Annotated in this window: 14 protein-coding genes; 10 read left to right on the top strand and 4 right to left on the bottom strand. The window is 60.5% G+C overall.

The annotated features are described in order from the left end of the window. Positions 1 to 86: 86 nt before the first annotated feature. A complete protein-coding gene (locus ACM62Q_RS06635) occupies positions 87 to 278 on the top strand; it encodes a hypothetical protein (protein ID WP_415034809.1) in 192 nt (63 codons plus the stop codon). Positions 279 to 472: 194 nt separating this feature from the next. Continuing rightward, positions 473 to 1,714 carry an 8-amino-7-oxononanoate synthase gene (gene bioF / locus ACM62Q_RS06640; protein ID WP_415034811.1) on the top strand — a complete coding sequence of 414 codons (1,242 nt, stop codon included), beginning with the start codon at positions 473 to 475 and terminating at the stop codon, positions 1,712 to 1,714. A gap of 2 nt (positions 1,715 to 1,716) precedes the next feature. Here bioF and ACM62Q_RS06645 read toward each other — a convergent pair whose 3' ends face one another. Further along, entirely contained in the window at positions 1,717 to 2,145 is a 429-nt protein-coding gene (locus tag ACM62Q_RS06645) for a TOBE domain-containing protein (protein WP_415034813.1), read from the bottom strand. A 152-nt stretch (positions 2,146 to 2,297) separates the two neighbouring features. On the opposite strand from ACM62Q_RS06645, the gene ACM62Q_RS06650 reads away from it, so the two are divergent. The 4 genes from ACM62Q_RS06650 to modC are packed head-to-tail and all read left to right on the top strand — an operon-like array spanning position 2,298 to position 5,772. Then, entirely contained in the window at positions 2,298 to 3,113 is an 816-nt protein-coding gene (locus ACM62Q_RS06650) for a TOBE domain-containing protein (protein WP_415034815.1), read from the top strand. Positions 3,114 to 3,145: 32 nt separating this feature from the next. Continuing rightward, on the top strand, positions 3,146 to 3,895 hold the full coding sequence (gene modA, locus ACM62Q_RS06655) for a molybdate ABC transporter substrate-binding protein (protein ID WP_415034817.1): 750 nt from the start codon (positions 3,146 to 3,148) through the stop codon (positions 3,893 to 3,895). Between the two features lie 54 nt (positions 3,896 to 3,949). Next, positions 3,950 to 4,636 (top strand): molybdate ABC transporter permease subunit, encoded by a 687-nt coding sequence (gene modB / locus ACM62Q_RS06660; protein ID WP_415034819.1) that lies wholly within the window; start codon positions 3,950 to 3,952, stop codon positions 4,634 to 4,636. Positions 4,637 to 4,665: 29 nt separating this feature from the next. Next, complete coding sequence (gene modC / locus ACM62Q_RS06665) at positions 4,666 to 5,772, top strand: molybdenum ABC transporter ATP-binding protein (RefSeq protein ID WP_415034821.1); 1,107 nt, start codon at positions 4,666 to 4,668, stop codon at positions 5,770 to 5,772. A gap of 42 nt (positions 5,773 to 5,814) precedes the next feature. Here the strand turns inward: modC and ACM62Q_RS06670 are convergent, their stop codons facing one another. Next, positions 5,815 to 6,510, bottom strand: coding sequence for an SIMPL domain-containing protein (locus ACM62Q_RS06670; protein WP_415034823.1), 696 nt, complete (start codon positions 6,508 to 6,510; stop codon positions 5,815 to 5,817). Between the two features lie 146 nt (positions 6,511 to 6,656). Here ACM62Q_RS06670 and ACM62Q_RS06675 point away from each other — a divergent pair, with 146 nt between their 5' ends. Then, entirely contained in the window at positions 6,657 to 7,619 is a 963-nt protein-coding gene (locus tag ACM62Q_RS06675; protein WP_415034825.1) for a hypothetical protein, read from the top strand. A 60-nt stretch (positions 7,620 to 7,679) separates the two neighbouring features. Here the strand turns inward: ACM62Q_RS06675 and ACM62Q_RS06680 are convergent, their stop codons facing one another. Further along, positions 7,680 to 8,615, bottom strand: coding sequence for a diguanylate cyclase domain-containing protein (locus ACM62Q_RS06680; protein ID WP_415034827.1), 936 nt, complete (start codon positions 8,613 to 8,615; stop codon positions 7,680 to 7,682). Positions 8,616 to 8,766: 151 nt separating this feature from the next. Here ACM62Q_RS06680 and ACM62Q_RS06685 point away from each other — a divergent pair, with 151 nt between their 5' ends. Next, positions 8,767 to 9,303 (top strand): ankyrin repeat domain-containing protein, encoded by a 537-nt coding sequence (locus ACM62Q_RS06685; RefSeq protein WP_415034829.1) that lies wholly within the window; start codon positions 8,767 to 8,769, stop codon positions 9,301 to 9,303. A gap of 120 nt (positions 9,304 to 9,423) precedes the next feature. Continuing rightward, positions 9,424 to 11,499: a polyphosphate kinase 1 gene (ppk1, locus tag ACM62Q_RS06690; RefSeq protein WP_415034831.1), complete on the top strand. Its 2,076-nt coding sequence runs from the start codon at positions 9,424 to 9,426 to the stop codon at positions 11,497 to 11,499. 206 nt (positions 11,500 to 11,705) lie between these two features. On the opposite strand, the gene phaR is transcribed toward ppk1, so the two are convergent. Beyond that, a complete protein-coding gene (gene phaR / locus ACM62Q_RS06695; RefSeq protein WP_415034833.1) occupies positions 11,706 to 12,251 on the bottom strand; it encodes a polyhydroxyalkanoate synthesis repressor PhaR in 546 nt (181 codons plus the stop codon). A gap of 258 nt (positions 12,252 to 12,509) precedes the next feature. On the opposite strand from phaR, the gene ACM62Q_RS06700 reads away from it, so the two are divergent. After that, on the top strand, positions 12,510 to 13,054 hold a 545-nt coding region (locus ACM62Q_RS06700), incomplete at its 3' end, for an OB-fold nucleic acid binding domain-containing protein (RefSeq protein WP_415034835.1).

A 13,054-nucleotide genomic window follows, 5' to 3' on the forward strand; every position in this document is an offset into this window, starting at 1 on the left:
GACCGGGGCTTTCCCGGTAATTTGCTTTTCCTTTGCCCTACGGCTAGGATCAAGCCTTCCACGCACCCACCCTAAGGAGTTCATCCATGAAGGTCAAGGCAACGATACAGCGGGGGACACGCTACCTGTGTACCAAAATCGGTCAAATCGTCATTGCAGTGGAACAGGTGGCCGTCGTCAAAGGCTTGGCGATGTGGGAGGTAGAACAGGAAATCGCTGCCGGCATCAAAAAACGCCTGATCGTTTCACAACGCGCCCTCCTGCCCTTGCCGGCATAAAACACTCTCCCAACCCGGCGGGGCTGCATTGACCCCGGCCAATAAAACCTGCATCTGAAACCTGCATCCGCATGCCCGCCGCCAGGCTTGCCCTTGCCCCTCAAGCAACACCGGGCAAACGCTTCATACCCCAGCGCACTGAGGCAGCCCGTGTACGACACAGCCAAAAAAATCGACACAGCCAAAAAAAAATCTTGTCAAACAAAGCTCTCACAAAAATCAAGCCTGACGCCCCCCCCTTGCATGCGGTGCTCCAGGGTGAACTGGATGCTCTTGCCGCCGCGGGCCTGCAACGCCGGCACCGCATCCTGCAATCGCCCGGCGGGCGGGAAATCGAGGTTGACGGGCGCAAACTCATCAACTTCGCCAGCAACGATTACCTCGGGCTGGCGCAGCATCCGGCGCTGGTCGCCGCCATGGCGGACGGCGCGCAGCGCTGGGGCGCGGGCAGCGGCGCGGCGCATCTATTGAGCGGCCATCTCGCGCCGCACGCTGAGCTGGAAGCGGCGCTGGCGCACTTCACCGGCTTTCCCCGCGCACTCACTTTCAGCAGCGGCTATCTCGCCAATCTTGCCGTCACGCCCACCTTGGCCGGGCGCGGCGCTGCGGTTTTTGCCGACAAACTCAACCACGCCTCCCTGATCGACGCCATGCAACTGGCGAAAACCCAGGGCGCGACGGTGCAACGCTATCCGCACGCCGATCTGGCCACCCTGGAACGTCTGCTCGCCGCCAGCACAGCCCAACGCAAACTGATCGTCACCGACAGCATTTTCAGCATGGACGGCGACCTCGCGCCACTGCCCGCCTTACTTGCGCTGGCCCGCCAGTACGAGGCTTTCCTCATCGTCGATGACGCGCACGGTTTCGGCGTGCTCGGACCGCAAGGCCGAGGCGCTCTGGCGCATTTCGCCCTGCCCGCCGACCCGCGCCTGATTCTCATGGGAACGCTGGGCAAGGCCGCCGGCGTGGGCGGCGCTTTCGTTGCCGCTTCGGAAGAGGTGATCGAAACCCTCATCAGCCGCGCCCGCAGCTACATCTTCACCACCGCCAGCCCGCCGGCGCTGGCCTGCGCCCTGTGCGAAAGCCTGCGTCTGATTGAACAGGGAGACGCTCTGCGCAGCGCGCTGTTCGCCCGCATCCAGGAGTTACGCGACGGCTTGCGCGAATTGCTCGACGCCTCGGCTAAAACCTGCGCCTGGCAGCTGCCCGCCTCCCTGAGCGCCATCCAGCCGCTCATCGTCGGCCGCAACGAGGATGCCCTGCATCTGGCGCAAGCCTTGTGGGACAAGGGATACTGGGTGCCCGCCATCCGCCCGCCGACGGTGCCGCAAGGCAGCGCCCGCCTGCGTATTTCGCTATCCGCCGCACACACGGCGGCGGACATCACCGGCCTGCTGGCGGCTTTGCAGGCGCTGGCGCAGCGAGGGATGTGAAATCACACCGGCACGCCCAGCACGACGTGGCTGGCCTTGATCAGGGCGGTGGCCGGCGCGCCGGTCTGCAAGCCCATTTCCTGCGCCGCTTCGTTGGTGATGACCGCGTGCACGACCGTGCCGCCGGCCAGGGTCAGGGCGACTTCAGTATTGACCGCGCCGGGGTTGATCCGGCTCACCGTCCCCGATAGCTGGTTGCGCGCAGAAAAGCGCACGTCGGGCGTGCCGCACAGGAGCATCACCCAGGGCGCCTTGACGTAGGCGATCGCCGCGCCGCCGACCGCCAGACCGAGCGATTCGACGCTGGTTTCAGTGACCACGGCGACGATGCGGTCGCCGCCCGGCAGGCTCAGTTCGACTTCGGCATTGACCGCGCCGTGGTTGAGGGCGCTGACTTTTCCACGAAAAACGTTACGGGCGCTGACTTGCATTTCGTTCTCTCCTGATGAATGGGTCGCCGGACTGGCGACGGCAACCACTTTAGGCAAACCGGCGTTCACCTGACAACCATAGCGCCCGCGTTTTTCGTGTGTTTTTTCGGCTACACTGCGGCTTCGCTATATACGCCGGTACATAACCCCCGATGCCTTCCTCTGCTCCTCGCCTGCGCGGCACGCTCGAAATCGAGGGCGTGCTCGGCACCTTTCTCGGCGACACGCGCATCCGCCTGCTCGAAGCCATCGACCGACATGGCTCGATCTCGCAGGCGGCGAAGGCGGTGCCGCTGTCGTACAAGGCAGCCTGGGACGCGGTGGATGCGATGAACAACCTGGCCGAGGAACCGCTCGTGGTGCGCAGCACCGGCGGCAAGCAGGGCGGCGGCACCCGGCTCACCGCGCACGGCCGCAGCATGATTGCGCTCTACCGCGCCCTGGAAGCCGAATACCAGAGCGCCCTGGAGCGCCTGACGGCCAATCTGAACCAGCACCAGCACGGCGATTTCCAGGCCTTCCGCCAGCTTTTGCAGCGTTTCGCGGTGAAAAGCAGCGCCCGCAACCAGTTTGCCGGGCGCATCGCCGGGCTGACGCCAGGAGAAGTCGATTACGAGGTGCGTATCGCGCTGGACGGCGAAAACACGCTGGTCGCAGTCATTACCGGCGAATCGGCGGAAAACATGGGGCTGTGCCTGGGGCTGGAAGTCAGCGCCCTGGTGAAATCCTCCTCGGTGCTGCTGTTCAACGACCCCACCCTGAAAACCAGCGCCCGCAACCAGTTCTGGGGCGAGGTGGCGCGCATCCACGAAGGCCCGGTCAACGCCGAGGTCACGCTGGCCCTGTCCGGCGCTCGCACGGTCTGCGCCGTCGTCACCCGGGACAGCCTCAACACGCTCGGGCTGGCCGTCGGACGGCCCGCCGGGGCGGCCTTCAAAGCCTCATCGGTGATTCTTTGCCGCCAATGAACCCATTTTTTTCATCTCACCCGGAGATATTCATGAAACGCCTGCCCGCTCTTCTTCTTTCCCTGCTCCTCAGCGCGTTCGGCGCGCAAGCCGCCGAAGTCCAGGTGGCGGTCGCCGCCAACTTCACCGCGCCGTCGCAGCAGATCGCCGCCGAATTCGAGCGTCAGACCGGGCATCACGCCGCCCTGTCGTTTGGCGCGACCGGCAAGTTCTACGCCCAGATCAACAACGGCGCGCCCTTCGACATCCTGCTCGCCGCCGACGACACGACGCCAGAAAAGCTCGTCAAGGAAGGCCAGGGCATCGCCGCCAGCCGCTTCACCTACGCCGTCGGCACGCTGGTGCTGTGGTCGGCCAAGGCTGGCCTGGTCGATGACAAGGCCAGCATCCTGCGCAGCGGCAACTTCAACAAGCTGTCCATCGCCAATCCGAAAACTGCGCCCTATGGCCTTGCCGCCGTCGAAACTCTAAACAAAATGAAGCTTCTCGATGCGCTGCAAGCCAAATTCGTGCAGGGCGAGAACATCGCCCAGACCCTGCAATTCGTCAGCACCGGCAATGCCGATCTGGGCTTCGTCGCCCTCTCGCAAGTGTTCAAGGACGGCAAGCTGAACAGCGGTTCGGCCTGGATCGTGCCGGCCGACATGCACGAACCAATCCTGCAGGACGCCGTGCTGCTCAACAAGGGCAAGGACAATCCGGCAGCCAGCGCCTTCCTCGAATTCCTGAAATCGCCCTACGCCCACGCCGTCATCAAGTCCTACGGCTACGCGCTGCGCTGATCCGGCGAGCCGTCACCAAAACGCCGGGCATCCCGATACCCCTTACCCACCGCCATGCTGCCCACTGCCACCGACCTGCAGGCCCTCTGGCTGACCTTCCGCCTCGCCGGCACGACCACCCTGATCTTGTTCATCATCGGCACGCCGCTGGCCTGGTGGCTGGAGCGCAGCCCGAGCTTCTGGAAAAAACCCGTCGGCGCGATCGTCGCCCTGCCCCTGGTGTTGCCGCCCTCGGTGATGGGTTTTTATCTGCTGGTCACACTCGGCCCGCACGGCCCGGTGGGCCAGATGACCCAGGCGCTCGGCCTGGGCACGCTGGCCTTCACTTTCTGGGGGCTGGTGATCGGCTCGGTGGTGTATTCGCTGCCCTTCATGGTGCAGCCGCTGCAAACGGCTTTCGCGGCAATCGGTCCGCGTCCGCTGGAAGTCGCCGCCACCCTGCGCGCTTCGCCGCTCGACGCTTTTTTCAGCGTAGTCGTGCCGCTGGCCCGGCCCGGCTTCATCACCGCCGGCATTCTGAGTTTCGCCCACACGGTCGGCGAATTCGGTGTGGTGCTGATGATCGGCGGCAACATTCCCGGCGTCAGCCGGGTGGCTTCGGTGCAGATCTACGATTACGTCGAAGCCATGGAATACGCCGACGCGCACCGCCTGGCGGCGATTCTGCTGGTGTTTTCCTTCCTCGTCCTGCTGGCGATGTACACCTGGAAACCCGGCGCGCGGCAAGGGGGCATCCATTGAATCTGCCGACCCATTCCATGCCGCCCGCAATGGGTAGCGAAAACACCCTTTGCGCGCGTTTTTGCTTGCAGCGAGCGCAATTCAGCTTGAATGTCGCCCTCGATCTGCCTGGACGCGGCGTCAGCGCCCTGTTCGGACCTTCCGGTTCGGGCAAAACCACGGTGCTGCGCTGCATCGCCGGCCTGGAGCGTACTGCCGAAGGTTTTCTCAGCTTTCGCGGCGATATCTGGCAAGACGGCGAACGCTGGCGCGCGCCGCACACCCGGCCCATTGGCTACGTTTTTCAGGAGGCCAGCCTGTTCGCGCATTTGTCGGTGCGTGGCAACCTTGAATTTGGCCGCCAACGCAACCGCCATCCCAACGGGCGCATTGCGCTCGAACAGGCCATCGAGCTTTTGGGCATTGAAACTCTACTCGAACGCAAACCCGACAAACTCTCCGGCGGCGAACGCCAACGCGTCGGCATTGCCCGGGCGCTTGCCGTCGACCCTGAGCTGTTACTGCTCGATGAACCGCTGGCCGCACTCGATGTGGCGCGCAAAGGGGAAATCCTGCCCTACCTCGAACGCCTGCGCGATATGCTGAGCATTCCCATGCTCTACGTCAGCCACGCACCGGACGAAGTCGCACGGCTGGCCGACCATCTCGTCGTGCTCGATGCTGGTCGCATCCGCGCCGCCGGCCCGCTGACCGAAACGCTTGCCCGTATCGACCTGCCGATCGCCCTCGGCGAAGATTTGGGCGTCGTCCTCGAGGCCCGCCTGGGTGCGCACGATGAACACTGGCACTTGAGCCGCATCGATTTTTCCGGCGGCAGCCTGTGGACGCGCCAACAAGCGCACGCCCCGGGCAAAACGCTGCGCCTGCGCATTTTGGCAAGCGATGTCAGCCTTGCCCGCGAAAAACCCAGGGCCAGCAGCATTCAGAACAGCCTGCCCGCCGTCATCGACCAACTGGCGGCCGACACACACCCCGGCCTCATGCTGGTGCGTCTGCGCCTGACCGGGAAGCCGGATGAAAACCCTGGCACAAGCCACCTGATCGCTCGCCTCACCCGCCGCGCCGTCGATCAGCTCGGCCTCCAGCCCGAACAAAACGTCTGGGCGCAGATCAAATCGGTGGCGCTACTCGAATAGGGGAAAACAGCCCCTCCCGCCCGCTTTTTGCCTCCACCGGGCTCAATCGCTCAACTCGATCTGCCCGCTCACCTGCGTCGTCAACTGGCTTTCGCCAGCCTCCAGGGGAGCCGGCGCTGCTTCGGCAGCCAGCATCATTTTGCTCGCACGCATGATCGGCATCGGCATGTGGCCGCCTTGCTGAGAAACATTCAATTGCTTGATTTTCCAGGATTTCCCCAAAGCGCCAGCAATCACTTCGGCACGCGACTGGAAGGCGGCAATGGCATCGCGCGTGGCGGCATCTTCGGCCTTGCGCCGGGTTTCCGCCGAGGGCATCTGCACCACCTGAGCCAAGGCCAATTTACCTTGCTGCAACTCACCCAATAAGCGAGATACCGCCGCCAGATCGCGGGATTCCAAGATCAATTCGCTACGCATGCGCCAGGTTTCGATTTTTTGCTTATCGCCATAAATCGGGTAGGTCGATTGATTGCCGCTCTTCACCGACACCTCCGGACGGCTGCGGATCAACTTGAGGGCATCTTCGATCTCACGATTGACCTGACGGGCGATTTCGGCAGGATATTTACCCTGCACTTCGCTATAGACTGTTGCGCGCACCTGATCATTTACCGCCGGACGCGCCGCCTCTGCCGCCAAATCGACCGTGGCACCGGCAAAGAGCGGCGTAACCAGAAAATGACTGGCTGCCAAGCCGATAAAAAACGGGGAAAAACGACGCACAGCAGCAGACATGACCGACTCCTGAAAAACACAAAAACGGCATAGTAACCAGCCTCTGGCGCGGCCTTGTGGAAAAAAAGGTAAAAACTTGTTGCACAAAAACGAGCTAGCTCGTTTTTGCTTGTTCCCACCCCTGCCTTTTGTAATACTTGCCGCCCATGAGCCCTGCCATTCCTCTTGCCGCCACCGAACACCGCCACGACAACCCGGTCGAAGGCACCCGCCGCCTCATTGACGGTGCCGAACGGGTGCTCTACGACGGTTACTGGATCAAGGTCTACACCGTCCCGGCAGATACGCTGGAAGCCAAAAAACGCCTCATCGACGCGCTCACCCGCCGCCTCTTCAACCACACCGAGCACGGCCTGAACATTCCCGGCACCCGCTTGAATGAAGCGCGTCTGGCCTTCGAGCAGGAAGCCGACCCGGCCCGCCAGCGTATCAAGGGGGCGATGCTCGCCGGCGCTTTGTTCAACCGCGCGGCGGATATTTTTCGCAAACTGGTCGAACTGCAAAGCTGCGGCATCGAAATTTTGAGCGACAACCCGCTCATGCGCGAATGCGGGCGCTGCCTGCTGGAAGCCATGGAGCTGGGCAAAAACGTGCTGCACCGCAGCGGCGAAGAAGGTATCGACGAGCTCTGGGGCGAGCCTTTCCGCGCCTTTTCGATTCCGCTGGAAGATTTTTACGAGAGCCGCTACATCAAGATCGGCCAAACCATGCGCGACATCGACCGCATCGCCACCGCCATGATCGGCAACCTGGCCCGCTTACCCGCCTTTACTGCCGCCGAACCGGCCATCATCGAGTTGGCCAGCACGGCCAAAATCAAAACCGAAACCTTACGCACCGACCCGGATATTTTCGATGTCTGGGCAAGCATGGTGACCGCCGGCGAACGCCTGACTAATTTGGTGCCGCAACCGATTGATGCTGCCAGCTGCAGCGTTTGTCATGATGCGATGGAAGGTTTGCACCTGCTGCGCCAGGGACGCGATCTGATTTTCTACATCACCCGCGCTCGCACGCCGATGCCCAAAAGCACCCGCGAATACATTGACCGCTGTGAAATCTACCGCGAAACCGGGCACGCCCCGCTCACTTTTTTCTGCCACGATTGAGTCAAAAGCCAAGCAAACTGTTTGGCGCAGCAGCGAATTTAAGCTTGAAATTCAAACACTTCAGTTCGCCACGCAGCGATTGCGTCCGCCAGATTTAGCCTGATAGAGCAATTCATCCGCCAGGCGGAAAGCTTCCTTGACCCAGCCTTCTGCCGGCATGACACGAATGGCCCCGGCAGAAATCGTCACATAGCCGCCGGCGTTTTGTTCGTGCGGCAGTTTGAGCGCCGCCACAGCCTCGACCATCAATTTACCGGCGCGTTCATGCACTTCGGGGCCGGCCTCAGGCAGGATCACGCAAAATTCCTCGCCGCCATAGCGCGCCGCAAAAACACCGCTGGCCCAAGCTTCCGCATTGATGCGCTCGGCCGTTTCTTCCAGGCAGGCCGCCACTCGGCATAAACAGTCGTCGCCCGCCAGGTGGCCGTAATGGTCGTTGTATTTCTTGAAATTATCGACGTCGATCATCAGCAAACCGAAGGCATAGCCGTTTTGCACGGCGCTTTCCCACAAGAGATCGACGCGTAAATCCATCGCCCGGCGGTTATACAAGCCGGTCAAACCATCGTGATTGGCTTGATCCTGCAGGCGGTTATTGGCCTGCGCCAGACGGGCTCGCAAGGTGGCGATGCGGCTCATGGCCTTCATCTTGGCTTGCAGCACGCTCTCGGCGACGCCCTTGGAGATGAAATCGTCGCCGCCGGCTTCGATGGCGGTCACCAGATTATCGTCGCTGTCGGTGGCGGTGACGAAGATGATGGGCGTCCACGCCCATTGCTCATGGCCTTCCAGGCTGCGGATGCGGGTCGTGGTCTCGAAACCGTTCATACCCGGCATTTCGATATCCATCAAAATGAGATCGAAATCTTCTTTCTGAAACAGGTCGATCGCCGTCGGGCCGTTGATGGCGTGACGCACTTCGTGCCCGAACGACTCCAGGCGTGCCGTCGTAATCATGGCGATCGCCCGCGAATCGTCTACCAGGAGAATTTTCATCGTTATAGGTTCCTCCGACCAAACCCGGACAAGGATACCCGCTGCAAACGCTTATGAATAGCAGAAAAACATGCCTCCATCCTCTTTTGCCAGAAAAACCACACATTTCATTTACAGTTCTTGACAGTACAACGCCAGCCCACGCCTTACCATGCGCGCTTTCCTGCGCCAGAGCGCGCTTTTATTTGCCATGACCACACCGCCTTCACTCATCCAAGCCATTCGCAGCGGCCGCCTCAATACCTTGCGCCGCCTGTTCGATGCTGGTTTGCAACTCGATCCGAGCGATATGCAGGGCGATGCCGGGCTGGCCATGGGCATGGCTTGCCACATGGGGCACAAAGACATCGTGCGCGAATTATTCACGCGCGGCGTGCCGGTCAATCTGGCGAACAATCGCCTGGCCACCTCCCCTTTGAGCATGGCAATACGCGGCAAACAGCCTGAAATCGTGCGCCTGTTGCTCGAATTGGGGGCGGATTTGGCAGACGATCAGCCTTGCGGCTTATCGACCAATGAAATCATGATCGCCCGCTGGAAAGCACAGCGCGACGGCTATGCCAAACTCCCCGAGCTCGCCCCTTTTACGCTCCCGGAGATCGAAGAAATCGATCTCTCTGGCTGCGCCGGGGTGGACACCTCGGTGCTGGAGAGCGACGCTCTGCGCCTGGGACGCGATATGCGCTAAGTGCCAAGCGGCGCGCCAGGCGTCATTGGCGCGTAACAATCCCCAGGTAAATTACAAAATTTGCCGACCACTACAAAAATGACGCCTATACTTGCGCCATCCTTTCCGGAAATGCGCGCCATGATTCCGCTTGCCCCGCCTCGCTTCCCGCCGCAAAACTACCTCAATCGTGAGCTCTGCCTGCTCGCCTTCAACCGCCGCGTACTCGCCCAGGCGGCCGATGAACGCATCCCGCTGCTCGAACGGCTGCGCTTTCTTTCCATCGTTTCCAGCAATCTCGACGAATTTTTTGAAATTCGTGTCTCTGGCCTGAAAGAACAAATTCGCTCGCACATGCCGTTGGCAACGATCGACGGCAAAACGGCACAGGAAACCTTCCGCCTGGTGGCCAAGGAAACCCACGCTATCGTGGAAGAGCAATATGCTTTGCTCAACGACGTCATCTTGCCGGCACTGGCCGCTGAAAGCATTCGTTTTCTCCCGCGCCCGGCCTGGAATGAAGCGCAGCGCGAATGGATACGGCAATTTTTCCAACGCGAAATGGTGCCGGTGCTCACCCCCATCGGCCTCGACCCCTCCCATCCTTTCCCGCGCGTGCTGAACAAAAGCCTGCATTTCGCGGTGGAACTGGAAGGCAAGGATGCTTTCGGACGCAGCTCGAAAATCGCCATCGTGCAAGCCCCGCGCGTGCTGCCGCGCGTCATTCAGCTGCCGGAAGAGCTTGCCGGCTGCGCTTACGGTTTCGTTTTTTTGTCGTCCATCCTGCACGAATTCGTCAGCGAATTATTTGTCGGCATGAACGTGCTCGGCTGCTACCAGTTCCGCGCCACACGTAATTCCGATCTCTTCGTCGATGAAGAAGAAATCACCAACCTTCGCACCAAGCTGCAAGGCGAATTACCGCAACGCCACTTTGGCGACGCCGTGCGCCTGGAAGTGGCGAACAACTGCTCACCCACCATCACCGACTTTTTGCTCGCCCAATTTGGTTTGCAGGAAATCGATCTCTACCGCGTCAACGGCCCGGTCAACCTGGTGCGCCTGATGCAGGTACCGGACCAGGTGGACCGCCCGGACATGAAGTTTCGCCCCTTCCTGCCCGGCATTCCCAAGCTCTTGGGCAAAGGCAGCAACATTTTTGCCAGTATTCGCCGGGGGGACATTTTGCTGCACCACCCCTATCAATCTTTCGCACCGGTGATCGATCTGCTCAGCCAGGCGGCAATCGACCCCAGCGTGGCGGCGATCAAGATGACGGTGTATCGCACCGGCACCGATTCAGTACTCATGGAATCGCTGATTCGCGCCGCGCAAAACGGCAAGGCGGTGACGGTGGTGCTCGAACTGATGGCGCGCTTCGACGAAGAAGCCAATATCGGCTGGGCGACCAAGCTCGAACAGGTCGGCGCGCATGTGGTCTATGGCGTAGTCGGCTACAAAGTGCACGCCAAGGCGCTGCTCATCGTGCGCCGCGAAGACGGACAGCTGCGCCACTACGCCCATCTGGGCACGGGCAATTACCATCCGCGCACCGCCCGCCTCTATTCCGATTTCGGCCTGCTGACGGCCAATGAAGAAGTCACGCACGATGTCTCCGAAGTGTTCAAACAGCTCACCGGCCTGGGCAAGGCGCGCACCTTGAAGCATCTGTGGCAAGCGCCATTCACCCTGCAACCGAACATCGTCGCCGCCATTCAGGCCGAAGCGGAAGCTGCCAAGCGCGGCGAAAAGGCACGCATCATCGCCAAGATGAATTCCCTGGTCGAACGCGAGGTGATCCACGCTCTCTACGATGCCTCGCAAGCCGGGGTGATGATCGAACTCATCGTACGCGGCACCTGCGTACTGCGCCCGGGCGTGCCGGGTTTGTCGGAAAACATCCGCGTCTGCTCAGTCATCGGCCGTTTTCTTGAACATCACCGGGTGTTTTATTTCTACGCCGGTGGCAAAGAGGCGGTTTATCTCTCTTCCGCCGACTGGATGGAGCGCAACTTTTTCCGCCGCATCGAACTCGCTTTTCCGCTGCTCGACGCCAAGCTGAAAAAACGCGTCATTCATGAGGGCTTAAAGCCCTATCTCATCGATAACCAACAAAACTGGGACATGAACGGCCAAGGCAGCTACCAAAAACGACGCAAACCGCGCAGCAAACCACACCATGCACAAGGCGAATTGATGCTGCTCTTGGGCGGCTGATGCCTCATCCCCGGGAAGGCTGGCAAACGGCATTGAACGGGGGGCATTGAACGCGGATTTACACAGAGCAAATCGGATAACGCGGATAAAACCCTGAGCAAATGCCTTTGATCCGCGTTCATCTGCGTTCATCCGCCCAATCCGCGTCAAGGATTTTCCTGAACGAATCCCAATCGTTCGAACTGAACCAAGGTGCTTGCTGCGTCTTATTTTTCTTCTTTGGGGCTGCCCGGAAAACCCGTGAACATCGAGCGGGTCTGGTTTTGTAGCTGGTCTTGCATGGATTGGAACATTTTTTTCGATTGATCCATGTAAGTCGACATGACGTTCTTCATCGCCGGCTGCTGGAAGTTGAGAAACTGATTCCAGAAATCGGCCTGCACGTTGGAGGCTTCGCTGCCATAAACATGCCGCGTTTGTTCCTGCAGTTTTTGCTGAAACTCGATGAAGGTGCGCATGTTGTTTTCCAGGTAGCGGCCGAGCATGTTTTGCGAGGCGCTGCCGTAGAAGCGGATGAAGCCGGAGAGCAGTTCGCAGGAAAAGAGCGGCACGCCGCCGGTTTCTTCTTCCAGGATGATCTGCAACAGGATGCTGCGCGTCAGATCTTCGGCGGTTTTGGCATCGACGACCTTGAAACCTTCGTATTTCAAGACCAGCTCCTTGACATCGCCCAGCGTGATATAGGCGCTGGTTTTGGTGTCATACAGGCGGCGATTGGGGTATTTCTTGATTAAACGAAGCGAATCCGACATGCCAAATGCCTCAAATGTCTTTGTGTGCAATGCAGCATTATACCCCGATCCGGCACACCGGCGCAGGACGGCTCGGTTGTGCTGAAAAACGGCAGTGAACGCGGATTTGCACGGAGCAAACCCGATGTCGCGTAGAGGTGGACTTGCCCGCGACACACGGCGAATCGCAGAAAATGCCGCCCTTTCCCTTGTTCCTCCCCCGCGAATCGGCGAAAATCCCCGGTTTCTGCCCTCCCGCTTCCGCCAAGGATTTCCCCTATGTCCACCACCTCCGCCGAACCGCAACAAGACGAAAACCACATCATCGCCGAACGCCGTGCCAAGCTGGCCGAATTGCGCCAAGCCGGCCCGGCCTTCCCCAATGATTTTCTGCGCGAAAATCTGGCCCAGAAGGTGCACGACGCTTACGGCGAAAAAACAGCGGAAGAACTGGCCGATTTGCCGGTCGAAGTAAAAATTGCCGGGCGCATGATGTTGAAACGGGTCATGGGCAAGGCCGCATTTGCCACGCTGCAAGACGTTTCCGGGCGCATCCAGATTTACGTGGCACGCGACAAGGTCGGCGAAGACGTATACGCCGCCTTCAAAACCTGGGATCTGGGCGACATTCTCGGCGTCGTCGGCAGCTTGATGCGCACAAAAACCGGCGAACTGACTATTTCCATCAGCGAAATTCGCCTGCTCACCAAGTCGCTGCGCCCCTTGCCGGACAAATTCCACGGCCTCGCCGACCAGGAAATGAAGTACCGCCAGCGTTACGTCGACCTCATCATGAACGAGGAAACGCGCTTCGTTTTCCGCGC

This window comes from Azonexus sp., assembly GCF_047638095.1.
Classification (GTDB): Bacteria; Pseudomonadota; Gammaproteobacteria; order Burkholderiales; family Rhodocyclaceae; genus Azonexus.

Excerpts from the sequence above, each read along its gene's own strand:
- ACM62Q_RS06635 (WP_415034809.1), top strand. The coding sequence starts at position 87 with ATGAAGGTCAAGGCAACGATACAGCGGGGGACACGCTACCTGTGTACC.
- modB (WP_415034819.1), top strand. The coding sequence starts at position 3,950 with ATGCTGCCCACTGCCACCGACCTGCAGGCCCTCTGGCTGACCTTCCGC.
- phaR (WP_415034833.1), bottom strand. The coding sequence starts at position 12,251 with ATGTCGGATTCGCTTCGTTTAATCAAGAAATACCCCAATCGCCGCCTG.
- modA (WP_415034817.1), top strand. The coding sequence starts at position 3,146 with ATGAAACGCCTGCCCGCTCTTCTTCTTTCCCTGCTCCTCAGCGCGTTC.
- ACM62Q_RS06670 (WP_415034823.1), bottom strand. The coding sequence starts at position 6,510 with ATGTCTGCTGCTGTGCGTCGTTTTTCCCCGTTTTTTATCGGCTTGGCA.
- ACM62Q_RS06675 (WP_415034825.1), top strand. The coding sequence starts at position 6,657 with ATGAGCCCTGCCATTCCTCTTGCCGCCACCGAACACCGCCACGACAAC.
- ppk1 (WP_415034831.1), top strand. The coding sequence starts at position 9,424 with ATGATTCCGCTTGCCCCGCCTCGCTTCCCGCCGCAAAACTACCTCAAT.
- ACM62Q_RS06680 (WP_415034827.1), bottom strand. The coding sequence starts at position 8,615 with ATGAAAATTCTCCTGGTAGACGATTCGCGGGCGATCGCCATGATTACG.
- ACM62Q_RS06645 (WP_415034813.1), bottom strand. The coding sequence starts at position 2,145 with ATGCAAGTCAGCGCCCGTAACGTTTTTCGTGGAAAAGTCAGCGCCCTC.
- ACM62Q_RS06650 (WP_415034815.1), top strand. The coding sequence starts at position 2,298 with ATGCCTTCCTCTGCTCCTCGCCTGCGCGGCACGCTCGAAATCGAGGGC.
- ACM62Q_RS06685 (WP_415034829.1), top strand. The coding sequence starts at position 8,767 with ATGCGCGCTTTCCTGCGCCAGAGCGCGCTTTTATTTGCCATGACCACA.
- modC (WP_415034821.1), top strand. The coding sequence starts at position 4,666 with ATGGGTAGCGAAAACACCCTTTGCGCGCGTTTTTGCTTGCAGCGAGCG.